We start from the raw sequence: 24,714 nt of genomic DNA, 5'->3' as shown, positions 1-24,714 counted from the left end.
AAGGTCATTTTTATCCCAATGTTTTTAAAAATAGTGGGTCCATACATCTAATTCAGAAATAAATTTCGAGGGTTTGTTAATTCAATGAGCCAGTAATCCAATATTTTCTAATCCATAAATACGCGTATTTTTTAGATTTATCGTTGACTGAAATAATTGTTGAGAAATTATTTGAGCAACGCGATTTCTATCTGAATACTATAAAACATCTGGAATTTCAATTAATAATGGAACCTACGCCTGATGAAATTCTTCAAAATGAAAAATTAAAAATGATTACAATAAATGAATTAAAAAAAATAGAATCCGAAATTAGATTAATTTTATCAGAAAAAACTTTCTAGATCGCAATGAGTATATCAACCCCTTTAGTTTTACAAAAATAGTGTTAAACCAGCTAGTTAAAAATTTAATTTTAATAAAACAAGATTTTGCAAAAAATTATTCTGGAAGTGCACATATTCAAGAAGTAATTCCTTTACTGCCATCTAAAGAATTTCCCATTGCAGAAGATCATTTAAATTTACTTCACGACTTCGCTAAAAAAAATCCAATTTACTTTAATTCATTTGAACAACAAATTGCCGGCATACCATGTACTGTATATGAAGGAGACATTAATGAATACTGGCTTAACAGTATTAAACACGGTACAAGTTGTCAGCCATTTTATCCTACTTGGATAATGTCTGCATATGTTATGACATTCTTTGCAAAACAATTGGGTTATTCAGAATTGGTGGACATTGGTTCTGGTGATGGGCGAATTGCATTCTGTGGTAATTTTTTAAAGTTAATTTCTCATAGTATTGAAATTGATGATGTTTTAGTAAAATTACAAGACACTCTTTGTCAATCCACACATCAAAATTTTCATCCAAAATGTGAAGATGCGTTAGAATTTGATTACTCTAAAATTAAATTAATTCATCCAGTATTTTTCATAGGCGGATTGCCTCAAATGGGAGGTGATGTTTTAGCCACTAACATCATCGATAAAATAAGTTCGATATCTGATCTTAAAAATAACACCTGTATTGTATTTGCTGGAACTCACTCGAAAAGACACTTGTCTGGAAATTCAGAAAATGGAGGTTGGAGTACATTAATTGAAAAACATAATCTTGATGTGATTGATACTATTTCACTTCCAACTGTTTGGACATTTGATCAGGAAATTGAAACACCATATATCTATACAAAATTCAAATAACCTGAAAAAAATAATTCCCGTTGGATATTCCACACTTTGAAATTTTTACAGTTTGACCAATCTCTGGTGTGTCTGGGATTTTTGCCATGACCTTGATCTCTTCATCAAATTCAACTAGACAAAAATACATGTCGTCTTGTCTTGAAAATTCAATTATTTTTCCTTTATGTGCCTTTTTCTTTAGAGATATTTCCCCAAAACAATGATTACAGAATTCAGACGGTGGCCATACCACTTTCAAGCATTTCGTACATTCAGGAATGTAAAAATTTCCATTATGCAACTCTGATTCAAAATTCATTTTTCTAAAACCAATACTGTTGACGAAGTAGCCGCAGCTGACATATTGTGAACCAAACCAATCTTTGCATTATCAACTTGTCTATTCATTGCGTTTGATTGTATTTGTTGGATAATTTCAATTGTTTGTGCTATGCCTGTTGCTCCAAGCGGATGACCTGAACCAATTAATCCTCCTCTAGGATTTATTTTAAAATTATTTGTTTCATGTAGCTCTTTTATTATGTCAATTCCTTTGCCCAAATTTGCAAAACCTAATGATTCCAATGCCATGGGTTCGCAAACGGAAAAGGCATCATGAATTTCAGCAACATCAATATCTGAAATGGCCCTATTTGACATTTTTAATGCGGATTCCACGGCTAGTTTAGTTGATTCCATGAAACTAAATGAAGTATTTTTTGTAAAACTTGCAGATGTTGTTTTTTGACCAATTCCTGTAATCCATACAGGAGAATCAGTATTTTTCCTAACTATTTCTTCGGATGCAAGAATTACTGATGCACTGCCAGTACAAGGTCTTGAACAATCTAACAATCTAATATCATCGGTTAATTTTTTAGAATTCATCACATCCTGAATTGAAAAATTCTTATTTGACATTGCGTTAGGGTTTTCTTTAGCCTGTTTGTGATTCTTTACTGGTACAACCGCAAGTTCTTCATCAGAAATAGAAAATTCACGTTTGTACGATTTTGTAAAAATTGAGGCCCAAAAAATTGGATGTTTGTATTCTCCTCTTGAGTTGTCCCACTCTAAAATCTGTCCTGGACTATCATATCTTTCAGCACCAGAAATAAGCACCATATCTGCCAATCCAGATGAAATGTATGAATATGCTGAAACTATTGAATTTGTGCCTGAATTACACAAACTCTCTATAGAGTGTGCAATTTTAGGATGTGCTTCAATCATTTCGGACAAAATAGGAGATAAATATTTTGAATTGTTATTTGTAGAAACCAAAACTGCATCGATATCATTTCGATTGATACTGGGATTATTTTCAAAAAGATTCTTTACAGATTTGAGTAAAACTGATTCTATTTTTTGATCCTCTTTTGAAAAAGGAGTAATCCCATAAGATATGATGCCAACCTTTTTCATTCTAATCATCCAGAAATGTTTTTTTAAATAATCTAAAAGACTTTACAACATCTCCTATTGGATTGAATTGAATAATTGGTAAATCTATTCCTGTGTTTCGAAAATTCTTCATTTGTTTTCTACATTCTTCAGATGTTCCTGCAATCACTAATGATCTCAACATTGAATCTGAAATTAATTCATGATTTGATTTAAATCCTGACTTTTTAAATTCATCATATACTGCACTAGTTTCATTTTTAAAACCATTACTAGCCAAAAAATCTCTATAAATTTTTCCTACCGAAATATAAAATGCCAGTGTTTTTTTAGCACGTATTATAGAATCATCTGAATCTTCAGATACGCTAGTGATTATCTGACATGTGACATCAATTTTATTTTGTGATTGCATTTTTGAAATCGTTTTTTTCATTTCTTCAATTGGTCTCAAATAAAAAATTACTCCGTCGCCTATACTCCATGCTAAATCTACCATTTTTTGATTAATTGCAGCTAGATAGATTGGAATGAACTCTCTTTTTGTTTTAATCAATAATGTAAAATTTTTCAAATTAAAACTACTACTATTATAATTAACTACTTTTCCAGATAAAATCAACCTAATTATTTCTACATATTCTTTCATACGTTTCAATGGATTTACGAATTCCATTCCATGAAAATCCTCAATTATTGGTAAACTACTTGTTCCAAGACCTAAAATCAATCTCCCGTCAGATAATACATCTACAGTGGCTGCCCCCATTGCAATCGTTGCGGGACTTCTAGAATAGATATTAATGATTGATGAACCTATTTTTTGAGATTTTGTTCTATTTGAAACTGCACTGAGCATCGAAAAATTCTCCATGCCCCATGTTTCGGGGATCCATATTGTATCTACACTTGTTTTTGAGAGAATCTCTGAGCATTTTAGAACCTCATCTACAGAAAGCAATGAGCCTAAGCTGAACCCAATACGCATGAAAATACTGTGTTGAATGGATATTCTAGTGTTCTGTTTTAGTATTGAGTTAATTTTCATTGAGGTGGAGTATTATCAGATCAAATTAGAATTCAAAGCATGTCTGAACAAGATTTTGTTGAGAAAATGAATCCCCGTCCAACATTTTGGAATGATGCTACAAAATATGCATCAATTAGTAAAGATGAGGCATTTGTTGAAGAAGTAGCATACATGATGGTGACACTTCATAGAACTGGGGCCTAAAATTTTATTTTATTATTTTTTCAATTTCTAACGCACATTCTTCCATATCTTTAAAGGAATCAATAGAATACCACCTCACATTTTTAAACTTTACAGTGTTTAGTTTGCCTTTTTTAGCATAATTTGGAAAAACTGTTTTTTCGATATCGCCTTTATCTGGTAAATCTTTGAGTATTTCTTTTTCTAAATAATAAATTCCTGCATTCATCCATACGCCCACAATTTCCTTTTTCTCTTTAAATTTTGTTATTTTATCATTATTAGTTTCTAAAATTCCAAAATTTGTTCGCAACTCAATTGATGCTAAGGAATTTTGTTTTTTCGCGAGTTCTTTCAAATCTATATTAGTGATTGTATCCCCATTAATGACAAAAAAAGATTTTTCATTGATCAACTTTGCCGCTTTTTTAATTGCACCTCCAGTACCCAATGGGGATTTTTCAACTGAAAATTTTATCTTAACACCAATATTTTTTATGTTTAGGTAATGTTCTATAATATCTTGTTTGTATCCTGTACAAATAATTATTTCATCAATCCCAAATTTTTTTAAATATTTTATTTGCCATTCAATTATTGGAATATTTTTTATTGGAACAAGGGGTTTTGGTATGTAGTCTGTTATTGGTCTTAATCTTTTTCCACGACCTCCCGCTAAAATTATTGCTTTCAACATTATTGGCTTATTTTTAGAGTATATGAAAATTTTCTATTTTGTTTTTTTTGATTCATTTGATTTTACAATCTCTTCCATTTTCATTGCAAAATCATCATATATTTTTTCAAGATCTTTTAGAGACATGTCTATTCCTAGCATGTTCATTGTTTTCTTCCAAGATTCAATGTATTTTTCATCATCCAATCCTTTTCCAAGCGTTTCTGCAATGGAATGCACCCCTTCTGTTTTTCCTAATGCATAAATTGCAATTTCTCTATCTGTAGGCATATTTCATTCCTTTTCTGTTAGATAAAAAAACCTAAACCTTACTATTTGATTTTTTGGTTCTGTAAAAATCAGGTTTTGTCAAGATATGGAGGATATAAGACTAAATTTTGACACAGTTCTTGGGTAGATTTGCCTGACTTTTTGGACTAAAGAAAGGGACATGAATCGTTTAGTGGGTGTCATTTATTATCTGATTAGACTTATGCTATGCCGAGACGTATCATTTCACATATCTCTTGTTCTACCGGAATCGAACTTTGCGCCTAATCGGGTTCATATGCAAAATAGATTGATCTACCATCATCAACTTGAAACTTGAGACTAAAATAGGCCACATATGCCATCTTGGATGATTATTGGTGATTACATATCAAAATTACAAAAAATCAAACAATCCTAAACCCACTAGTGAAAAACAAGAAAACAGATATGGAGGAAATTACCCATACAGTGATTAGAAAAACAGACTTGAGAAATTTAGATGAACTTGTTTTTCTTATAAAAATTACAGATATTCCTGAAACTAGAAATGCGGTAATAAATGATGGCAACAAAAGAAGAGAAAGATCATAAGACATGGCAACACCACACTATGAATCTACCTTAAAGGTATTTTTCAACATCACAGAATTATTTAGAAAAATTAGATCTGTCACGAACTTTACACAAACATCACACAAACAAAACATCATGATATAATTTTCTCATTTTTGTGCAATGCTTTAATATGTCTTGCAAGAAAACCTTCCCCTTGCAACCATATTCCGCAAATATTACATTTGATCCTTTTTGAATTCATTATTTATCTTTTGAAATTTTTTGCAACAGTTCAATTATCTGTTCATTTTGAGTGACAATTTTTTTGGTATTTGACTCAACACCGTCATCTCTCAAGTATGCATGTAGCCACAAAGCAAACTGAATGATTCTAATGACGATGTATCCTACAACCACTGCGATGATTCCATAAAGAACATACCCAAGATCTCTTTTAAGATCATCCCAAAAATTCTCTGCCACATTCTCAATAAAATGAACTATTTTCTGCTCTATTCGTTCAACTGACGCTACGACTTTTTCAATCTCTTTGATGTCATTTTTGATTTCACTCACATCTTCTTTGATGTCGTTTATTACTGTCTTTTCCAGATTTTCTGTGTCTTGTTCTATTTTTGTCACATCGGACTTTATGTCTGAAATGACACCTGAGAAGTCTTTTCCAATGGATGACTCTATTGATTCAACTTTGGATTCAACTTTCTCAACATCTTTTTTTACAATATCAAAATCTTTAGTTATATCACCTTCAAGGGAGGATATCTCCCCCTTTACATCGCCGATATCTCTTTTCAAGTCCGCATCAAGCGTGGAAATGTCACCCTTTACTTTTCCAATATCATCATCAATTCCTTTGATTAGTGGATCAACGATTTCCTTGACTACATCCTTAACGCATGACTTTAGGTCAGTTATGCTGCATGCGTAGGCATCATTTGGAGCATAAGTGAATACAATTAACATTGAGATCGCAAGTAACGTGTAAGTTTTATTGAATGGGATTTTTATCAAGTATACTTGCATATGTTATTATTATAATAAATGTTAAGAATGTAATAAAAATAGATGAGTTGTTTTTAGAATTTACATTATGAAATTTGAAAAATATATTCTTAAAACATTATGAATTTTTCATGTTAATATTACAAGAATCTATGATTATAATACTTATTAGTAGGAAAAAATCACGACGTACATGTCAGCACTGCCAAAAAAAGAGCCAAGACCTACAGGCATTACAGTATTTGCTATTCTTTATGGTATTGGATTAGCAGGCTCCATTTTACTAATTTTCTTTTTCTCTGCAATCCCGTTTTTAGGAAATTCCGGTTCACTTGGTATGCTCACACCATTTCTAGTTCCAATTTTTATTATTACTGGAATCATCAATGGTGTAATGATGTATGCTTTACTTAGCAGAAAATCTTGGGGAAGAACTCTAATTCGAGCACTGGCAATTATCAACATCATACTTGATTTGTTACATCTTAATGTGATTGGAATCATAATTAATGCAGTTATTCTCTGGTATATGGGACAATCTCATGTAAAAGCATACTTCAATGTTGATTCATAAAATGAGAATGAAATATTAAAATAAAATCTCAAGAGGCTAAAAAGAGTGAAATTCTTTCCAATTTTTTTCATCTTGGTTAGTTTTTTAATGTTGTTCACCTTAGAAGAAAATCCAGCTTATGCTGTTGAACGTGACACAATACTCAAGCTTGATTCTGCTTCAGGATTTGAGAGAGTTGGGAAGGAGATGGTTTTTCAAGGAACTCTAAAAACTACGGATAACTATAGTGTCACCTATGGAACTATTATTATCAAAACTAATTCTAATCTTAATGACAGTGATGTTATTGCATCAGGAACCACTGATGCACGTGGAAAGTTTTCCATAAGAACCATTGCTGGCGATTGGGGAGAAAATATTGATGTATATGCTGTTTTTTTGGGGAATTCCGAATACAATTCAGCAGTAAGTAATAGTAAATCATTAAGCATCCGACAGGCATATTCGTATGAACCAGCTGCAAAAAATCCACCAACTAATGAGGATTCCAAGTTCTTAGATCCGTTAATTAATCAAAATTCTCCAACAACATATTCTCCAAGTACTTATGGTACTGAATTGGTCTTGTCAATTCAAAAAAGTTCCGAGTTAGGTTATGCCAAAGTATATCCAGCATTAACTATGGGGGATAAATCTTCTCTGAATTTAGAAAATATTCAAATTTTGGTGGATAATTCTCTGATTGAAACAGTTTCTTCTAACATGTGGTCCAAGGAAATTTTTGTAGGCAGTGGGGATTTGATAACTGCATCTTTTCCTACAACTACTGTAGGTAGTGTTGTCTATACTTTATCACAAGACACAATTAAGATACCACAAAACATAGCCATTCCTGCAACTGTGTCTGAAAACATAGACAATTTAGTAAGAGAATGGGATTGGCCATTGGTAATTGGAGGATTACTTGCAGGAGTGTTCATAAAAATTGTTCTCGAACACAAACCGACAATTAAAGCATTCAAGAATATCGCCTTTATTATTGGCGCTTTGATATTAATTGCATTATTTGTTGTTTCAGAAGACAACAATATTTCAGAAAATCTCGGAATGTTTGATCCTGAACAATTGGTTCCAACAGGAAATCCAAATTATTTTGTTTTCGGCATTCTAATTTCATATATTTTTGGATGGATAAAAGAGATTCTAAAAGATAATGATATTTCGCTATTCAAAAAAACACAGAACAAGAAATTGCCCATATCCAATATTAGATGAAATCAGATTTAATTCAAAAGGATAGTTAATCCTTAGAAAGGTTTGAAATTATTTTATTGTATAACGATTTCAGTTCAAACCCTGACAGAAAAACGGACTGATGACACTATTGATTCCAAGAAACCCCAAAATTCCAAAAATTGTTATTTTGTACCTAGTTTTCATTTTGTCAATTAAAAATAATGTTCTCATTATTAGGATCTATTATCCAATCAGTCTTTCCATAAACGCCATGAAACTCACATAATTTGTCTTCACCCATGCTAGTTTTACTGTTAAATTCACAGCTTGCATTGCATTCAGATTCAGTAGATATTCCCTGAGATCTACTTCCAATAAAATTGCCGTCCTCATTTGCTGTGCCACTATGGGTTATGCAAAGTCCTTGCTCTAGTTCTGGTATGATATATCCACTTTGCAGTGCAATTACAGATGTAGGTATAAGTATGACTGTCAAAGTACTAGTCGTTTGTATTTTTTTGATTTTGGAAATAGTGATGGCTTTACCACTATGAATGCAACATACAAGATTGCAGATACTGTTCCAAATTTGATTACATTATAAATAAAATAATCCGGAAGGCCCTGTTGCAATGTATACTGGTTGAAAAATCCGTTAATCAGAAGATATGGCAGGTTGATCAAATAATATGCAGCGATTGCCCCGATAGCAATCAGAATTCTTTTGCGTAAGTTGTGTCCATAATCCGTCATTTTCTTTTTCTCTTTTAGAAAACCTACTTTAGTGCAAATTCCTATACCAATCAGTACAAGAACACTTGTCACAATCAGATAATTTGGAATTCATACCAACCCTGCCCATCATAAAAATCCAAAAATTATACCTTTTAAGAATTACTCATGAATTCTTTGTTTATGAATATATGATAGTCCTAAAAATAAAACTGTGATGGCATCATGCAAAAACAAGTGCAAGTAATAGTAAAAATTTAGTTTTCATTTTCTTTTATTCTAACAAGGAAATATCTATCCAATTTTATAGAGTTGTTCCAATCTTTGTTTTCATTACAATAAATTAATTTTATTTACTATGAAACTTAGTTACTTACTTGAGTCACTCCACCTAATTGCATCGTTTTAATCAATCCAACTAAGTTGTTCATATTGATAGGTTTTGTCAATACTGCATCTGCTCCTGCATCTTTTAGTTGTTGAGGTAAATCGGGGCGCAAACTAGCAGTCAAAAAAATTACTTTGGCATCAGGATTTATTTTGTGAATGTTTCGTAATGCATAGAACCCATTAAATTTTGGCATCATGTAATCCAGCAAAACTACATCTGGCTTGTGCACTTTATAGAGTTCTACGGCATCATTACCATTGTGTCCTATGGCCAAAACATCAATTGATGACAAACTAAGATATTCTGAGAAAGTATCTGTAACCTCGTTATAATCATCAATTATAATCACACTAGGTTTCATAGTATAGTATGTTCTGATTTTTTTAAGAGCATGTGTTTGAAAATAGATCAAGTTATTTTTGTTCATCAGAATGTGCGAGTAACAATATAGAAGAAACCTCTTATACTTTAAAACAGGTTGGAAAGCACTAACATGTCAAAACGAGTAACGATCGTATTGCAAGATGATGTGGTAAAAAAATTAAGGGACATTCAAGCAAAAATGATTAAAACCGAGTCTGGTTCTGTGAGTTTTTCCAGAGTGATTAATGATATTCTAAAAAAGGTTTGAAAGGATACTATTTTTACTGATTGACGATAAAAACAGTATCCCCCCACTTTACTCGTGATTTTATGACGCTTTGTCGTAAAGGTTTTGTTCTGTTTATAATATTCAAAATTATGTAAATTTAGCAAATAGGCAAATCTCGTCATGAGTTTGATTCATTATATCGATAGACTGTGAGTTATGATGGATTTAAAATTATCGTGTTTTTTAGATCTATGATTATTGTTTGTAATTACAAAACAAACAGAATCTTAATTGAATAATCTTGATGGGTAAAATAATGATTAGACACAACACCACACAAAACAAATCTAACAAATACATTGGAAGTTTTGATATCGAATATGAAGCAGAAACACCAAAACTCTTCTCAATGAGGAAAACAGTTCTGTTTGGCATGTTATCTATATTGACCATTTTAATGCTGAATGTGCCAATATGGGTAGAAAGCACATATGCCTATGGAATTGAGGGCAGTTCAGTATCTGATGAAGTGTCTTTAGTGAGAAATCATTTCGTCACGGGCAGTCCCGTTCATCCAAATCTAGTCATCGATAATGACTTGAGTAGATCTGAGGCATTAGAAGAGAGAACTAATCAGAGAAACCATTTCTCATATGGGCAAGCAGGAATTTCTGATGGTGTGCCTTTAGTAGACAATGTTCATGAAAAACGAAGAGATTAAGTCTCATCTGGAATAATTCTTTTATTTTTATTTTTTAAAAAAGCATTATTCATTCTATACTGTAAATCATTGCCTGCATTCTTCGCAATAAAGATGTTTGTCATGAGGAAACAATCCCCTTTTAATAAGATATTCCACAGATGTTGCTAATTCATAACGTTGATGACATTGAGAACATGGAATTTTCATCATTATCATAACATCATAAAATGAACATAAGGGATAGTCTGTATTTTTTGAACAGACCATAATCTCCCATATTATGTAAATATGAATATATTCCAGCGAGATAGTATCATGATAATCTTATTTTCGCAATTACATCATTAATGTTGGCATCAACAGTTGTATCTGTTTTTTTAAATATACGTTATGCTGGATTACGCAATAGATATTCAACCAAGAATGGTATGTTTTCATATAAATGGATTTGATACGAATGCCGATTCACAAAAGTTTTCTGAAGATCCGCAAAGAATTCAGATGATTGCAAGTGACATTATGTTGCAATGTGATAATAAACAAAATAATATCTTGTATGTTGGAAGTACAAAGGCGGCCAATTTGTACAAAAACCATCTTGCCGAGGAAATCCGTGAATCCAAACTAAAAATCACTCATTCTGATAAACTGGAAAAGCATGCTCATACTGCATATGTGGACAGAAAAATGAATGTAATAAAACTACAAAATTCTTCCAAAATTATGGACTATTTTGGGGTACTAAATCAACACTGTAAATCATACTAGAATGTTAACTCAAAACCTCAAAGTCTTATGTTGGAATCATGTTTGATTAAGATTGAACCTGATGTAGTCTGAACCCACAGTGGATGCATATGCCTTTTTCAATGATTTTTTCTAAAATAATGCAAATATTTCATTTTACCAGCAGAAAGCAATTGAAACTCTTACAGTGATTCCTATCCTTTTCATTTTTTATCTAACTTTATTCAAGAATATTTAGGGGATGTTAATGCTTTCTAAAATATTGTTTTTATCATTCAAGTTTAAGATACTTTATCTATTCTGCAAAGATTTTTTGTAAATTTCCTAACCTCTTCCTGATATTCAAATTCTTTTAATTTCTCCTCAATTGCTAAAATAATTTTTTCATGTGCTTTTTTTGGCAAGTCATTTAAAATTTGAATCAAATAATCCGGATGATGAAGACATTCAGATGTATCACAACCAAATTTTTTTCTTAAAAGATCCATAGTTTTTTCAAAAACTTTTATCCCTCCCTCGTCAATCAAACTCTGTTCTATTACAAATGAAATCAACGCTTTCTTCATTTGGTCTTTGGGCAATTCTTGTTTTTTCTTATTTTCACTCTTACCCGGTTTAAACATAATCTTACACCAGTAATAGTGGTGTAAGATTAATAAATTTAATGTAAATTATTTTATCTGCTTGATTGAGTGTTCTACAGTGTATTTTTTAGATTGTTTAACTGGGTTAGGACAGATTTGCCTAATTTGTTGACCGAATAACTTGTTCTTGGAGGCTTTCCATCAACGACTGTTCTGTCGAGCAATCCCAGGTTAGTTAAACCGTTAAGAATTATTGTTACTGATGCCTGACTAGACACAATATTCTTTTTCATGAGGTATTTTTGGAGTTCATTATAATGAATTTGTTTTTTATCTGTAATGTGCCATAATGTTTCCAAAAATCCTTTTTTTGACAACATCCTTAGAAAGATCATAAAATCCACGTTATCCATAGTATTTTTCTCCAGTATCTAGGTTAAATTGATTTTTATTTAAACCAATGATATGTTTTGATTTGATTTTTGCCTTTTTCCATTCATTTTCCAGCAATACTGGTTAATACTAGTGATACACTATTAATCATGGTGTATGTTCATTTGGACAAACAAAATGAGGATTCTGCCGCTATGGAGGGAAAGATAGATCAGATTTCAAATCAACTTGGATTAATAAATCAAAAATACGAAAAACTCGACTCTGTTTTGCATCGTAACACATCTTATTTTTTTGTCTTATTTTGTTCAATAATTGTTGTATTTTCTGTCATCATGTTTTCCATCTATTATTCGAACATTCAACCTTTAGAATCAGGTCATTTCATAACCCAGTCATTGATGGGGGATTCTATAGATACTTGGCTGTCTTGGAAATTATCTGATTCAGAAAGAATTTTTCATGTACACATAATTAATCATGCAAAAACATCTCAAAAAAACATTGATCTGATTAAAGAATCAATAATGTCCGAGGAAATTATCGAAATAAATGATTTAGATACTCATAAAGGAACATCAAAAAACTCATCCAAGTTCTATAAGGGGTGGCAAGGCGTATTAAATGAATTTGACTCTTTAGAATTACGATACAATATACCAATCCGGTTACATGTTCATGAATCAACTAGTGATGATGGAGATATTCTGATCCTTTTAATGGATGAAAAAAATTCTGAGGGGTATTCAGGATATACACGTTCTATTATTGATGAGGACAAGAACCAGATATTGAAATCAAGAATCACTATTTACGAATCGAGCAAATTAGACGAAAATAAGTTAGCGGCCATCACACGTCATGAGATGGGGCATGCATTAGGGTTGCAGCATTCAACAGATCCTGATGACCTCATGTATTATAAAATCACAACAACAAACCCATTTATTTCCGAATGTAATGTATCTGCTCTGAAATCTTTGTATGATGGAGAAATAATGTCTAAATTTTTATGTGAAAAATAAATACACTAAATCTTATGTTATACACCATAAACAAAAGTGTTATATGCTTAGAGTGTTATGCTCATATGATTGATTAATGATATAATGAGCGTTACTCACGGTATTATTATATATAAAATAAAATATGCAATCATTTATGATCAGTCTGATCTAACACCGCCTTTTAAGCCAAAAGTCCTTTTAACGGATAATGTGGTGCTTTTGAATTTTGCAAGAGGTGAACAATTTTGATAACAGTGAAAGAATCATTCATAAATTATGCTGTTGAGCAAACACTTGTCGACATTGGTGGTGAATCAATGATGATGTTAGTTTCAGAAAAATTGCATTCAAAATATGATTGTAATTTGGAAAATAGTTACAAAACTCCTCAATACATTAATGATGTTTTAATAGATCTGTATGGAAAATCATCCCATAATATAATTAACAAAATAACTGGAACCCTAGATGAATTTTCGCATACTAAAGAAATTGAAAAATTTTTACTTAAATTAAACGAATTTTGATTAATTGACTAGGTTTTAAACTAAATTCTGATTTTGTGTCTTGAATTCACGTATATCATAACTACCATGCACCAACCGTTCTGTAATAAATTATAATTTCAATAATTGTCGAATCCGTAAGTTTGTCAAGAGACCATAATCTGAATAGCTGTTTAATTGAGGGCGCCAAGTCTAATGTTGGAATGTCTTTTTCTTCTCCAACATCGATTTTTATGATATTTTTGTTTAGCATGTAGTTCATTGCATTTTTAAATTCGTTATCCGTTATCAAGTTCTCAATCCAATAGGTAACCAGAGATGTTTGAAACCAATTTGGGAATGCTCTTGCTTCAGAAATTGCTCCTTCAGGAAGAATTCTTCCTGCATGTTCGGCGCTGGAACTGGGAGCACCAGATGATGATCGTTTACCTCCCCCACCACCAGAACTTCCAGAACTACTTGTAGGCGTACTGGTAATTGTAGAGGTTTCAGGAGTTGTAGAAAGAGAAGTAAATTCAGTAAAATGAAATGTCATAATCTTAGTATCTACTCCATTAGAAATAGAGCACTCCCCATTCACGGGGGGATCGGTTGGAGCATCATATGTTCCAAGGCATGTAGAGATTAGAATCCATGATGTTTGTCCTGGAAGTTTGTATGCTATCTGGCCAGTTGTGCCTTCCAAAATAATAGTAACTACTTTATCAAATAGGAAGACAACATCAGGGGACCCGACAAGAATTGAACTTGTTGGTGTCTGAAAACCCGATTGAACAGTTCCGCTAGCAGCAATGGTTTTTGGTGGAAATATTTTTTTATCCCATGTTGCAGGTGCCAAAACTAGGGTTTTATCAGGAATTTTAACATTAACTGTAGTTAATTGAGGATTTTTCAAAGTGATTGTTTCACCGGCTTTCTTTGAAACTAATTTGACTTCTTGTGTTAAATCAACTGTGACTTTTCCTACTGTTTTTTTGATAATTACGTCCGAAGTTATAACATTTTTAGAAATATCCAAAGTTTCATCATTATCTAAAACAATTTCATCATCAGCAAAATTTGTTTCACCATCTGCAAGAAGATAAGCATGAATAGTTTCAGCATATACGCTAGTGATGTTAAATGAAATTAGTATAATAAAAAAGAAAAAAAGGGTGGTGTGCATCTATGTTCCATCACAAGCACTTTCTACTGTAACTGTGATTTCTTGTGTCAATGCGCCATCGTATGGTAAGTTACTAAACGTTGCACTAGCAGGATCTATTTGCAAAGCAAAGAAGATGTTTTGTGCTGGGTTAGTACCGCCAAGAACTTCTTGTGCTGTACCTAGTGTTATAACACTTCTCAGGTTGTTGTATGTATTACTAGCTGTACTGCCAACATTCATGTCAAACTTTGTAGTTTCGCCATCCATGATTAATTGCGGAGTATCTACTGCACCATTGAGTACATTAGTTGATGTACTAGCAGCAGAATCCCTTGTAATTATGGTACTACCAGTCGTATCTTCGCTTAATACAACTGTATTTTGGGCAGTACCTCTAGATACTGTATTAACAGTAACCACGTTAGTACCAGCCGTAGAAACTTTGTAGACCGTTCCTTCGTTACCTCTGATTGCTGCTGCTAATTCTGCTGCATCAGCAATATCGTCCCCTCTCTGATCCCAATTAGTACCAGATGTTGGGCCTGCAATAGCATCATAATCAGTTGTACCAATTGTTACAGTGTCGCCAACAGCAGCACTAGCTAAGGTTATAGTTCCACTTGCTCTTGTACCTACACCAAACCAGTCATCTACTGTTACAGAAACTCTAGCTGAGGCAACTGTATCTGGAACTGGTGTCAGTTGTACTTCTTGCTCACCAACTGTTGCTGCATCTTGATCAGCGGTAAATGATCCAAAGTCCAAACCAGCAAGAGCGGACGTTGAGAATCCACAGTTTGCATCCAAGTTTGCATCAATCTCATCAGCAAATACAGTTCCAGTCGCAAATGGTATAGTCATCATTAGAGCTGCAAAGGCAATTACGAAAGTTGCATTTTTTATGTTATATGTCATTAAAAATACCTTAAACCTAGTTTTTAATAAACATTCTATTTACTAGTGTTACACTATTATAATAAGTGTATAATGAATATATTTGTGACAAGAATTAATGACAATCAACATTTAAAATCATTCTAAATAGGAAAAGAACTAATTTATTACAATATTTCTAATTTCTTAGGCGTTTACTTAATACATAACCTGCTACAGTAGGAGCTGCAATATACAATCCAGAGTTTAACACAATTACAAATATCCCTAATCCCAATACCTGTACATCATTTCCTTTTTCTGCCAGTGTCATAATCGATAGAGTGGATATCATTGGAGTGATGAGAGCTCTCACTGCTTCTTGGAACATAGGATTTTTTCGTTCCATGTCGGCGATCGTTGGTGAAAATGAATAGTATAATTGGTTAAATCCAGTCATAAACGATATCCCAGACACAGTACTCATTACCGTATTGTCTCTAATTTCTCTGAGGAATTGAATTTGAGGTGCTAATTCAGTTCCATATGCAGCAGTTGCAATAAGACATCCGCCTCCCCCCTCTATGATATCATCTTCTTTGATAATTGTGTGGGTTATAGGTTCTGGATCAGGTATAGGTTCTGGATCAGGTATAGGTTCTGGATCATATCCTGACATTGGTTCTTCTTTTAAAGATTTATCAAATGAATCATCATCTTTTACATCTTTGTTTGCTTCTGCAATTCTGGCCAGTTTTTCTTCTATTGTTTCAGTTGGCGCGGTTGAAAAATCTTCTTTAGTTGGAGTTTCTTTTTTTAATTGTTTTTCTTCAATTTTTTCTTTTTCAATAACTGGCGCTGTGTAAATAGGTTCATCACCAATTTTGATAATTGGTTTTGCACTCATTTGATAATTGATTAAAACAGCTGCTGCGCCACCGTCAGAAGGCAAGGCTCTTTCTAATGCAAACAAAACTGGTCTGTATTCTATATTATTAGGATGGTCATCAGGAACTATCACAATAAATTCAAATGCTCTTTGTTCTTTTGGCTCCATAATTACTAATTTTTCAAAAACAAACAATTCTGAACCTTCACCCTCTGCACGAAATTCTATGTTTATTGGTACTTCTTCGGAATTTGTTAAGGTCCATGTCATAACTTCAGATTCTCCAGGGTTCAAATTATAAACCCAACCAGCAGTGCTTTTACTTGAAAATCCATCAGAGAGTTGAATAGTTTCAGTCAATGATATTGTAAAAACAGTAAAAATCACAATAATTCCTAAAATGATTGAACGTGATTGTAAAAATTTACCTGTCAAGGGAAATCACCACATAATCTTCAGTCACAATATTTGCATCGATATTATTACCATCAATGAAAATATCATGCCCATAACTCATAATTATTAACTATACAATATAGGTACATTATTAAATGTAGTTATACACTATATAAATTAGTGTATATATTTCTGCAAATCACAGTGCATAAAAGAATATGATCAAAAACGGACTTGATTATACCATCAATGAATAAATGAATACACTTGTAATGATATTGTTACACCAATATATTAAATAATACCAGACCATTTATAATGCGTGCAGGATAACTCAACAATTCTAAAAAATATCTCTAATCTGGATCAAATTAACACAATCAAGGAATTAAAAAAAATCATTGATTCACAGGCTCAAGAAATGATCAAGCAGAAGAAAATGGTGCAGATAGGCGAGATTGCATCCAGGTTGTCTCATGATTTAAGAAATCCTCTTTCAGTCATCATGGTATCTGTTGAAAATTTAGCCATGCTATATGGAACTGACAATCAAAAACGAAAACACTATGACAGAATATGCCATTCCATAGATAGAATTGTCAACCAAGTTAACAATGTGCTGAATTATGTCAAAGATCAGCCCACGGTTTTATCTAAAACAAAAACATCTAGAATTATTTTAGATTCTATGGATTCTATTCTCATTCCCGATAATGTTAAAATTAATACCTCGAAAAATGACTATGACATTGTTTGCGACAGAGAACAATTGTCAATTGCCATTAACAATCTTGTTGTCAATGCCATTCAGGCTGTGGGGATAAAAGGAAGTATCGATATCAGGGTTGGGAAAGAAAAGAATTGGATTATTTTTGAAATTGAAGACTCCGGAAATGGAATTTCTGAAGAGAATCTGCCTTATATTTTCAAGCCGTTATTCACTACAAAAAAAACCGGTACTGGTTTTGGTTTAGTAAGTGTGAAATTTGTTGTTGAATCACATGGAGGCGAAATCACAGTGTCAAATTCACCTACAACCTTTAAGGTAAAAATACCTAAAACTCCACCTAGCAATTTTTTATCCAATTATGATTAGATTATGACCACTTATGACAATACCTCATCTGTCAAAATTTCAATATGTTGCAGCAATGACACATACTCAACAGATAGTATTCAACTATCCTTCTTTGCTCTGGAACTGAGAATATCTTTATGACAACAAAAAAAGTTACAGTCTCGTTTGATGAGGATATAATAAAAAAACTCAGAATTTTACAGGCAAAGACGATAAAGGATTTTTCTGGACATGTTAGTTTTTCTCAAATTGTCAATGTGAGTTTGAGAAAATCGCTAAAATAACTAGATTTTTCATTTTTGTTATGTATGCTTCCGCTGGAAAAAAACTATTTTGTGAGGATTGCAGAGATTCCTTGAATATTCATACCTAATAATTGCATTATCTTCGAGTAAACTCTTATTTTTGTTTAGATGGATTTTCGCAGTACCTCATTTAGTGCCTTGGAATAACTAAATGATGTTTGAGTTTTTTGAATTGTTTTTACCTGACGTATTCGTAGTTTCTTGTCTAAATCATCGTCAATCATTATTGTAATTCGTTTTTTCATGTAACAATTTATTATTCTATGAATATAATGTAAACTCAATTGTTCCAATTATGGGATCAAACTTTTTCTACCATTTCAGTGCCGATTTCTCGTTGTTTTGAGACTCTAATTGTTGCAGATTCAACTGAGTTGGCATTCCCATTTGTGCCTTGAAGAATACAAATGCAGATCTTTGCAGAACCATCTCCTTTTGCATCTCCTGCATTCTTTCCTCCATCTCCTGCATTCTTTTCCTTTGTTCATTGTCTTTTTGTGTCTGTTCTGACTTTTCATTTTGTATCTTTTCCAGTTCTGCCTGAGTTATTGCAGAATCATCAATTAGCAAATCAATTTCATGTTTTTGGTATAATTCTAATTTTTCTTCGTCTGTCATTCTATCATATTGTAACAAGTAGCTTTTCTGTCCAGCAATTTTTTTAGCAAAGTTAGGATCATGGCGTGACAATCTAGTAATGCCAAATGCCCTAAAACAATGTGTGTTTATCATATATCGTCCTGTTGTTTCATATTTCATGTTAAGGCCTATCCTATCATGTGCGTTTCTTAAAACCCCTTGAGCTGTTATCTTTGAATGTTTTGGATACTCACTTGTTCCAAAAACTAAATCGTTCTCGTCCAGTTCTCGTAGTATTGGCCTTAGTAATCTGCTTGCCTCTTTTGAAAAAAATGTTGTTCTGCCCTTTTTGAATTTAGCTATGCTTGCAGGAATCTTGACAATGATGTTTTTCTTGTCAGCAATTAGGTGTTTTTTCCTTAATTGCATCATCTCGCCGATTCTCATCAAAGAGGATGATTGGCATATGAAAAGCGTTTTGTGTTTGTATCTTAGGTTTTTGGTTATGGTCTGAATGTCATTAACGGTTAGTGGGTAAAGTTCTTCTTGAATCTGTCTTTTGAATGTCAATTCTTCTTTGATGTCTTGAGGATGCAATTTTATTCCAAAATAATGCAAGTATGATTTTAATTTTGAAAAATAGAATTTGATAGTTCCTGAACTTAATGTATTCCAATCAATCCAACTCTGCAATAAATCAAAAACCTGTTCGTTGTTCATTAGTTTGATATCCTCAATTATCTCAGCTTTACCGTATTTTTCCATAGAGAAATTCTCAAAATTCTTAATCATGGCCTCGATTCCTTGCCTGATTTCCTTATCCTTTGATTGAATTCTTTCAAGATAGGTTTTCTTTGATCGAGTCTGAATTATCACGCCTATTTTTCAAGGTTCTAAAATTTAATAAAGTAATGTATTGGCATTATTCTTCTGTTAGATAGTAATGTAATTCTGTATAACATTCCACACAATATTCTTGAAAATCAGTGTGATCGCAGTCATAAACTTTTGGTACTTCATTTTGACATTTTGTACAAATAGCCATAAGACATTATGCTGACAATGATTTTTTTATCTTTATTCCGCCTAATGCAGCAATAATTGCTCCCACTGCAATTAGTCCTCCCCCTTCACCAGCCATTCTCGCAGTATTTTCAGATTCTCCTGCACTTGCCATAGATATTGTGCCACCAATAATGATCAAAACTCCTGTAATGACTAACATAATTCCCAATCCTTTGAAAGGGGGTTTTTTAGATATGAAAAATGCAATAAATGAAAAAATTATGGGGGGCATGCCAAATCCAATACCTCTAGTCATAGCGTCAAATGGTAAGAATCCTTCACCAGCTCCGCCACCGCCTACCATTACATCTACACCATAAATAACTAAAAGAACAATAGAAATTCCTGACAATACATGAGGGATTGATACCATGTTTGTCATAATTTTTTATTAATTAATAAACCTATAATGGTGCAGGGCACTAGATAAATTTAGAAAGTTACGATACTTGTTTGACAACAACTTTTTCTTTTATCTTTTCAATCTTTTTAAGTAATTCTTCTATGGTCTCCCCTTCTTTTGCAACTAAATTAAAATGACCTAATTTACGTAAAGGTTTTGAAATTTCTTTTCCATACATTTTCAAAAAAACATTTTCTTCAGATATATTTATTGGTGCATATTTTCCTTCAAATGAAACATCACCTAAAATATTGTACATTATGGTGGGATGTAAGAGTTCTGTATCTCCCAATTCAAGACCTAAAATTGCTCTAAGGTGTTGTTCAAACTGGGATGTTTTGGTTGATTGTAGTGTATGATGTCCAGAATTATGCACTCTTGGTGCAATCTCATTTATTACAATGTCATCTTCTTGTGTTACAAACATTTCGATTCCAAAAATTCCTGCACCTTTAAGAACCTGCATTGTTTTTTCAGCAATCACTTCTGCTTTTTTTGTTATTTCATGGGACACTCTTGCAGGCGCAATTGTTTCACGCAAAATATTTTGCTCATGAATGTTTTCTACTAATGGATATGTTTTGATTTGACCTTTAGTATTTCTAGACGCAATTACAGAAACCTCCATTTTAAATTTAACAAATTTTTCTAATAACAAATTTTGACCCTTAAAATAATCTAATGCTTTTTGTATGTCTTTTTCAGAATCAATTTTATAATTTCCTCGTCCATCATATGCATCTCTTCTTGCTTTAAGCAAAGCTGGATATCCAAAATTTCTCAATCCTGTTTTAAGTTCTTCAATATTTTCAATTTTGATAAATTCGGGTACTGGAATGTTGTTTTCTTTTAAAAAGGATTTTTGTAAAAATTTATCCTGAATTATTCTTAATGTTTCAGGGGATGGATTGATCTTGGTATTTTTTTCAATATTTTTTAGTATTGTACTGTCGCCTGATTCAATTTCATAAGTAATGATATCTGATTTGTTTGCTAAGTCAACTATGGCATTTTTATCTTTAAAATCTGCTATGATTTGTTCAGCGCCTACTTGTGATGCAGGGCAATTCTTAGTAGGATCTAAAACAATAATTTTTGATATATGTTGAGGCATTTTTTTTGCAGCCTCTGTGATCATCATTCCAAGTTGTCCTCCCCCGATGATCCCTAGAACCTTTGCCATTACAATGACATCAGATATTGATTAAAAATAGTTAATGTTAATTTGAACAATTTTGTCTGGTTTTTTCTAATAGTTATAAATAATTACTCTCAAGTTTTTTCTATAATTATGATATTTTCCAAGAAACCCTTAGTTGGAATTATTATGGGTTCAAGCTCTGATAGTAGAGTGATGCAAGATGCATCAGAAGTATTAGATCAATTCAAAATTAAACATGAAGATCAAATTGTTTCAGCACATCGTACCCCTTCCAGATTAGCAGAATATGCACAACATGCTGAAAAAATGGGATTTCATGTAATTATTGCTGGTGCTGGTGGTGCTGCTCATTTACCTGGAATGATTGCATCACATACAGTAATCCCAGTCATTGGTGTTCCAATACTAGTCTATAACGATAAACATCCAAAAAAAAATAACACTTCAAAATTTTCTGCATTTGGTGGATTGGATTCACTATTATCTATAACTGAAATGCCTTCAGGTTCTCCTGTTGTTGCAGTCGGAATTAATAAAGCAGGAAATGCTGCAATTTATGCCATGAAAATTCTTGCGAATGAATTTCCAGAATTAAAAAAGAAATTAATTCAGCATAAATCTAATCAACATGACTCTGTGATTAAAGAATCAGAACAATTAAAGAAGGAAGGACTTTCAAAATTTGCCAAAAATAAATTCAAATAAATTTAGGTCATCAGAGTAAATTGGATATTTTTCCGTCTTAATGCTTCAATCAATAAATTGGCTTGTTCTTGACCTTGTGTTTCAAGACTTAATGTCACTCCTGCTGAACCGGCATTGATATTAGAACTAAGTCTATCGTGAACAACTTCAACAATGTTTGCGTTAGCAAGTGTTATCTCATCTACAATTTCTTTAAATGCGCCAGGTCTATCCGGTAGCAGAATAGATAATTTCAGCAATCTTCCCATTGCTGCAAGTCCTTTGTCTACTATTTGACCTAAAAGATACATGTCAACATTTCCACCTGCTAAAATCGCAACAACTTTCTTTCCTGGAGAAGGCTTCTTTGAAATGAGATGTGCTAAACTTATAGCTCCTGCTGGTTCCACGACAAATTTCATTCGTTCCATTAGTAGAAACATTGCTTTTGTAATTTCTGTGTCATCTACTAGAACAATATCATCTATGAGTTCTTTGATAATTTCAAAAGTCAATTTGCCTGGAACTCTTACAGAAATGCCATCGGCAATTGTTCTTGCACCGCCACTTGCAGTGATGGAGCCTTTTTTGTATGAATCATACATAGAAGGAAATGATCTTGATTGAACACCTATTACTTTGATCTTGGGATTTTTTTCTTTTATTGCAATTGCAGTACCTGCAGCTAATCCTCCACCTCCTATTGGAACATAAACTTCATCAACATCAGGTAAATCTTCCAAAATTTCTAATCCTATAACCCCCTGTGCTGCAATTATTTGAGGATCATCAAATGCATGAATCATAGTAGCTTTTGTTACTTTTGCTATCTCTTTTGCTTTAGCAGACGATTCATCATAATTTGTTCCCTCTAAGATTACCTTTGCGCCATATCCTTTTGTAGCAGCTACTTTTGCAGGTGAAGCATTTTTAGGCATTACAATAGTACATGGGATTTTTTCTAATGCTGATGCAAATGCAACTCCTTGAGCATGATTGCCAGCTGATGCAGCTACAACACCATATTTTTTTTCTTCCTCAGATAATGATTGAATTTTATAATATGCTCCGCGAATTTTAAATGAACCTGTTTTTTGTCGAAATTCTAATTTTAGATAAACATCTGAGTTTGTAAATTCACTAAACGTACTAGAATGTATTAATGGTGTTTTTTTAATTTCGTTACCTCGTAATGAATTTGCTTTTAATATTTCATCATATGATGGGTTCATTGGAAATGTTGCTAACGAAATGCCGTATTTGACTTCTTCTATAGAAAAATTACAATTTTAGTCAATTTTTATGCCTGTATTTGTAGATATGCCTAAATAGTTCAAAAATACCGTTCAGATCATATCAAGGGATCGGAACTCCCCTTTGAGAAAATTCTCATTTTCCGGTTCCTTGATCTTAACTTAAAATTTTCTCAAATTCATCCAACCGTTTCATGATTTTCTCTTTTACTGAATCCGACATTTTTCTAGGATCAAACAACCCTTCCTTTATTTCATTTTTCACAAATTCCAAATCTATGGTGCATAAACAACCTTCTTCACCTGAAACTAGTCTAGCATCATCAATTAACACAGGACTGGTTTGATATGTTTCAATTAAAAGAGAATCTAATTCATTAAACAATTTTGTTTTCTTTTCTGATAATTCTTTAAAATCTATCCCTGCATCTCTTTCTATTTCTGCATAAACTTTTTCACGAAACTCATCATTTTCGTAAAATACTTCAAATAATTTCTGATGATCAAAGTCTTTGTAACCCATTTCCTTTAATTTATTCAACACAAATTGATCACTGTTATCTGAAAGTTCCTTTTCTTTATTTTTTGTAATATCAACAATTTCTGCTAATTCTTTTTGACAATCAATTACTCTTTGGTCCGGTTTATAATATAGTAAAACATGGTATTGTAAAGAAATATGTCCTGATATCAAGTAACTCCCTTCCATAATTTCAAATTTTGTGAAAACTCTTCGTAGATCCTCATTGTTGGAGATCGACACATCTTGTACCGACCAATCTCCAAGAGAATCATTGATTTTTTGAAAATAGTCTGTCACCAATTTAGGATCAAATGTTTTTTGCTCTGTAATCGTAGAATCGCCTAACATAACTTTTGTATCGATCATTTTTGTTAATTCTGAGATCTTTTTAACGCATTTTTTTTGAATTATATCGTTTCTTTGATTTAGTAATTGAATGAATTCATTAGGGGATCTTGTTCCTAAACGCACAAAAAATAACAAAATGTTGCTCTCCTTAAACCTTCATTAATATCTAAATATACAAAATTTAGATTTTAGGCATGGAAAATGGCATTATTTATGCTTACATTGTGATAATAATATGACTGACAATTCTGATAAGGCGTATACA

The 24,714-nt window shown here is 32.4% G+C and carries 34 protein-coding genes; 14 read left to right on the top strand and 20 right to left on the bottom strand.

Features of this window, described 5'->3' with window-relative positions; genetic code table 11:
- Positions 1-143: 143 nt before the first annotated feature.
- Together K5783_RS03780 and K5783_RS03775 are read left to right on the top strand one after the other, a co-directional pair.
- A complete protein-coding gene (locus K5783_RS03780; RefSeq protein ID WP_297472203.1) occupies positions 144-344 on the top strand; it encodes a hypothetical protein in 201 nt (66 codons plus the stop codon).
- A gap of 41 nt (positions 345-385) precedes the next feature.
- On the top strand, positions 386-1,213 hold the full coding sequence (locus K5783_RS03775) for a hypothetical protein (protein ID WP_297472202.1): 828 nt from the start codon (positions 386-388) through the stop codon (positions 1,211-1,213).
- On the opposite strand, the gene K5783_RS03770 is transcribed toward K5783_RS03775, so the two are convergent.
- The 3 genes from K5783_RS03770 to K5783_RS03760 are packed head-to-tail and all read right to left on the bottom strand — an operon-like array spanning position 1,206 to position 3,587.
- Positions 1,206-1,514 (bottom strand): zinc ribbon domain-containing protein, encoded by a 309-nt coding sequence (locus K5783_RS03770; protein ID WP_297472201.1) that lies wholly within the window; start codon positions 1,512-1,514, stop codon positions 1,206-1,208. The genes K5783_RS03775 and K5783_RS03770 overlap by 8 nt on opposite strands.
- Positions 1,511-2,620: a thiolase family protein gene (locus K5783_RS03765; RefSeq protein ID WP_297472200.1), complete on the bottom strand. Its 1,110-nt coding sequence runs from the start codon at positions 2,618-2,620 to the stop codon at positions 1,511-1,513. Before K5783_RS03765 ends, K5783_RS03770 begins: the two co-directional genes overlap by 4 nt.
- Before the next feature lies 1 nt (position 2,621).
- Positions 2,622-3,587: an LLM class flavin-dependent oxidoreductase gene (locus K5783_RS03760; RefSeq protein WP_366939166.1), complete on the bottom strand. Its 966-nt coding sequence runs from the start codon at positions 3,585-3,587 to the stop codon at positions 2,622-2,624.
- Positions 3,588-3,686: 99 nt separating this feature from the next.
- On the opposite strand from K5783_RS03760, the gene K5783_RS03755 reads away from it, so the two are divergent.
- A complete protein-coding gene (locus tag K5783_RS03755; RefSeq protein ID WP_297472198.1) occupies positions 3,687-3,833 on the top strand; it encodes a hypothetical protein in 147 nt (48 codons plus the stop codon).
- A gap of 4 nt (positions 3,834-3,837) precedes the next feature.
- Here the strand turns inward: K5783_RS03755 and K5783_RS03750 are convergent, their stop codons facing one another.
- Together K5783_RS03750 and K5783_RS03745 are read right to left on the bottom strand one after the other, a co-directional pair.
- Positions 3,838-4,506: a nucleotidyltransferase family protein gene (locus tag K5783_RS03750; protein ID WP_297472197.1), complete on the bottom strand. Its 669-nt coding sequence runs from the start codon at positions 4,504-4,506 to the stop codon at positions 3,838-3,840.
- 36 nt (positions 4,507-4,542) lie between these two features.
- Entirely contained in the window at positions 4,543-4,779 is a 237-nt protein-coding gene (locus tag K5783_RS03745; protein WP_297472196.1) for a hypothetical protein, read from the bottom strand.
- 408 nt (positions 4,780-5,187) lie between these two features.
- Between K5783_RS03745 and K5783_RS03740 the strand changes: the two genes are divergently transcribed.
- Complete coding sequence (locus K5783_RS03740; protein WP_297472195.1) at positions 5,188-5,352, top strand: hypothetical protein; 165 nt, start codon at positions 5,188-5,190, stop codon at positions 5,350-5,352.
- A gap of 225 nt (positions 5,353-5,577) precedes the next feature.
- On the opposite strand, the gene K5783_RS03735 is transcribed toward K5783_RS03740, so the two are convergent.
- Complete coding sequence (locus K5783_RS03735) at positions 5,578-6,300, bottom strand: hypothetical protein (RefSeq protein WP_297472194.1); 723 nt, start codon at positions 6,298-6,300, stop codon at positions 5,578-5,580.
- A 232-nt stretch (positions 6,301-6,532) separates the two neighbouring features.
- Between K5783_RS03735 and K5783_RS03730 the strand changes: the two genes are divergently transcribed.
- Entirely contained in the window at positions 6,533-6,913 is a 381-nt protein-coding gene (locus K5783_RS03730) for a hypothetical protein (protein WP_297472193.1), read from the top strand.
- An 87-nt stretch (positions 6,914-7,000) separates the two neighbouring features.
- Positions 7,001-8,128, top strand: a complete 1,128-nt coding sequence (locus tag K5783_RS03725; RefSeq protein ID WP_297472192.1) for a hypothetical protein — start codon at positions 7,001-7,003, stop codon at positions 8,126-8,128.
- A 169-nt stretch (positions 8,129-8,297) separates the two neighbouring features.
- Here the strand turns inward: K5783_RS03725 and K5783_RS03720 are convergent, their stop codons facing one another.
- From K5783_RS03720 to K5783_RS03710, 3 genes are all read right to left on the bottom strand, one after another.
- Positions 8,298-8,585 carry a hypothetical protein gene (locus K5783_RS03720; RefSeq protein ID WP_297472191.1) on the bottom strand — a complete coding sequence of 96 codons (288 nt, stop codon included), beginning with the start codon at positions 8,583-8,585 and terminating at the stop codon, positions 8,298-8,300.
- On the bottom strand, positions 8,582-8,914 hold the full coding sequence (locus K5783_RS03715; RefSeq protein WP_297472190.1) for a hypothetical protein: 333 nt from the start codon (positions 8,912-8,914) through the stop codon (positions 8,582-8,584). Before K5783_RS03715 ends, K5783_RS03720 begins: the two co-directional genes overlap by 4 nt.
- Positions 8,915-9,186: 272 nt before the next feature.
- A complete protein-coding gene (locus K5783_RS03710; protein ID WP_297472189.1) occupies positions 9,187-9,573 on the bottom strand; it encodes a two-component system response regulator in 387 nt (128 codons plus the stop codon).
- A 132-nt stretch (positions 9,574-9,705) separates the two neighbouring features.
- Here K5783_RS03710 and K5783_RS03705 point away from each other — a divergent pair, with 132 nt between their 5' ends.
- The 3 genes from K5783_RS03705 (at position 9,706) to K5783_RS03695 (ending at position 11,275) form a co-directional block, all read left to right on the top strand.
- Entirely contained in the window at positions 9,706-9,843 is a 138-nt protein-coding gene (locus K5783_RS03705) for a hypothetical protein (RefSeq protein ID WP_297472188.1), read from the top strand.
- Positions 9,844-10,120: 277 nt separating this feature from the next.
- Positions 10,121-10,525, top strand: coding sequence for a hypothetical protein (locus K5783_RS03700; RefSeq protein WP_297472187.1), 405 nt, complete (start codon positions 10,121-10,123; stop codon positions 10,523-10,525).
- Positions 10,526-10,930: 405 nt separating this feature from the next.
- The gene (locus K5783_RS03695; RefSeq protein WP_297472186.1) at positions 10,931-11,275 is read left to right on the top strand and encodes a hypothetical protein; all 345 of its coding nucleotides are present in this window, start codon (positions 10,931-10,933) and stop codon (positions 11,273-11,275) included.
- A gap of 260 nt (positions 11,276-11,535) precedes the next feature.
- Here K5783_RS03695 and K5783_RS03690 read toward each other — a convergent pair whose 3' ends face one another.
- Both K5783_RS03690 and K5783_RS03685 read right to left on the bottom strand, forming a co-directional pair.
- A complete protein-coding gene (locus tag K5783_RS03690; protein ID WP_297472185.1) occupies positions 11,536-11,877 on the bottom strand; it encodes a hypothetical protein in 342 nt (113 codons plus the stop codon).
- Between the two features lie 74 nt (positions 11,878-11,951).
- A complete protein-coding gene (locus K5783_RS03685) occupies positions 11,952-12,251 on the bottom strand; it encodes a winged helix-turn-helix transcriptional regulator (RefSeq protein ID WP_297472184.1) in 300 nt (99 codons plus the stop codon).
- 144 nt (positions 12,252-12,395) lie between these two features.
- Between K5783_RS03685 and K5783_RS03680 the strand changes: the two genes are divergently transcribed.
- Positions 12,396-13,256 carry a matrixin family metalloprotease gene (locus K5783_RS03680; protein ID WP_297472183.1) on the top strand — a complete coding sequence of 287 codons (861 nt, stop codon included), beginning with the start codon at positions 12,396-12,398 and terminating at the stop codon, positions 13,254-13,256.
- A 227-nt stretch (positions 13,257-13,483) separates the two neighbouring features.
- Positions 13,484-13,765: a hypothetical protein gene (locus tag K5783_RS03675; protein WP_297472182.1), complete on the top strand. Its 282-nt coding sequence runs from the start codon at positions 13,484-13,486 to the stop codon at positions 13,763-13,765.
- A 61-nt stretch (positions 13,766-13,826) separates the two neighbouring features.
- Here the strand turns inward: K5783_RS03675 and K5783_RS03670 are convergent, their stop codons facing one another.
- From K5783_RS03670 to K5783_RS03660, 3 genes are all read right to left on the bottom strand, one after another.
- Entirely contained in the window at positions 13,827-14,909 is a 1,083-nt protein-coding gene (locus K5783_RS03670; protein ID WP_297472181.1) for a hypothetical protein, read from the bottom strand.
- The gene (locus K5783_RS03665; protein ID WP_297472180.1) at positions 14,910-15,806 is read right to left on the bottom strand and encodes a hypothetical protein; all 897 of its coding nucleotides are present in this window, start codon (positions 15,804-15,806) and stop codon (positions 14,910-14,912) included. It abuts the gene before it with no gap.
- A 157-nt stretch (positions 15,807-15,963) separates the two neighbouring features.
- A complete protein-coding gene (locus tag K5783_RS03660) occupies positions 15,964-17,088 on the bottom strand; it encodes a CFI-box-CTERM domain-containing protein (protein ID WP_297472179.1) in 1,125 nt (374 codons plus the stop codon).
- A gap of 283 nt (positions 17,089-17,371) precedes the next feature.
- Between K5783_RS03660 and K5783_RS03655 the strand changes: the two genes are divergently transcribed.
- Positions 17,372-18,145 carry a HAMP domain-containing sensor histidine kinase gene (locus tag K5783_RS03655; protein ID WP_297472178.1) on the top strand — a complete coding sequence of 258 codons (774 nt, stop codon included), beginning with the start codon at positions 17,372-17,374 and terminating at the stop codon, positions 18,143-18,145.
- A 119-nt stretch (positions 18,146-18,264) separates the two neighbouring features.
- On the top strand, positions 18,265-18,411 hold the full coding sequence (locus K5783_RS03650) for a hypothetical protein (protein ID WP_297472177.1): 147 nt from the start codon (positions 18,265-18,267) through the stop codon (positions 18,409-18,411).
- Between the two features lie 125 nt (positions 18,412-18,536).
- On the opposite strand, the gene K5783_RS03645 is transcribed toward K5783_RS03650, so the two are convergent.
- The 4 genes from K5783_RS03645 to K5783_RS03630 form a co-directional block, all read right to left on the bottom strand.
- On the bottom strand, positions 18,537-18,677 hold the full coding sequence (locus tag K5783_RS03645; RefSeq protein ID WP_297472176.1) for a hypothetical protein: 141 nt from the start codon (positions 18,675-18,677) through the stop codon (positions 18,537-18,539).
- Positions 18,678-18,744: 67 nt separating this feature from the next.
- Positions 18,745-19,887 (bottom strand): site-specific integrase, encoded by a 1,143-nt coding sequence (locus K5783_RS03640; RefSeq protein ID WP_297472175.1) that lies wholly within the window; start codon positions 19,885-19,887, stop codon positions 18,745-18,747.
- Positions 19,888-20,062: 175 nt separating this feature from the next.
- On the bottom strand, positions 20,063-20,449 hold the full coding sequence (locus K5783_RS03635) for a hypothetical protein (RefSeq protein WP_297472174.1): 387 nt from the start codon (positions 20,447-20,449) through the stop codon (positions 20,063-20,065).
- Positions 20,450-20,516: 67 nt separating this feature from the next.
- On the bottom strand, positions 20,517-21,662 hold the full coding sequence (locus K5783_RS03630; RefSeq protein WP_297472173.1) for a 5-(carboxyamino)imidazole ribonucleotide synthase: 1,146 nt from the start codon (positions 21,660-21,662) through the stop codon (positions 20,517-20,519).
- A gap of 108 nt (positions 21,663-21,770) precedes the next feature.
- Between K5783_RS03630 and purE the strand changes: the two genes are divergently transcribed.
- Complete coding sequence (gene purE, locus K5783_RS03625; RefSeq protein ID WP_297472172.1) at positions 21,771-22,346, top strand: 5-(carboxyamino)imidazole ribonucleotide mutase; 576 nt, start codon at positions 21,771-21,773, stop codon at positions 22,344-22,346.
- 2 nt (positions 22,347-22,348) lie between these two features.
- Here purE and ilvA read toward each other — a convergent pair whose 3' ends face one another.
- Positions 22,349-23,557 carry a threonine ammonia-lyase gene (ilvA, locus tag K5783_RS03620; protein WP_297472171.1) on the bottom strand — a complete coding sequence of 403 codons (1,209 nt, stop codon included), beginning with the start codon at positions 23,555-23,557 and terminating at the stop codon, positions 22,349-22,351.
- Between the two features lie 178 nt (positions 23,558-23,735).
- Positions 23,736-24,572, bottom strand: a complete 837-nt coding sequence (locus K5783_RS03615; RefSeq protein ID WP_366939165.1) for a hypothetical protein — start codon at positions 24,570-24,572, stop codon at positions 23,736-23,738.
- Positions 24,573-24,714 lie beyond the last annotated feature (142 nt).

Source organism: Nitrosopumilus sp. (genome assembly GCF_025699125.1).
Classification (GTDB): domain Archaea; phylum Thermoproteota; class Nitrososphaeria; order Nitrososphaerales; family Nitrosopumilaceae; genus Nitrosopumilus.
This window is presented reverse-complemented; position numbering and strand designations above follow the sequence as displayed.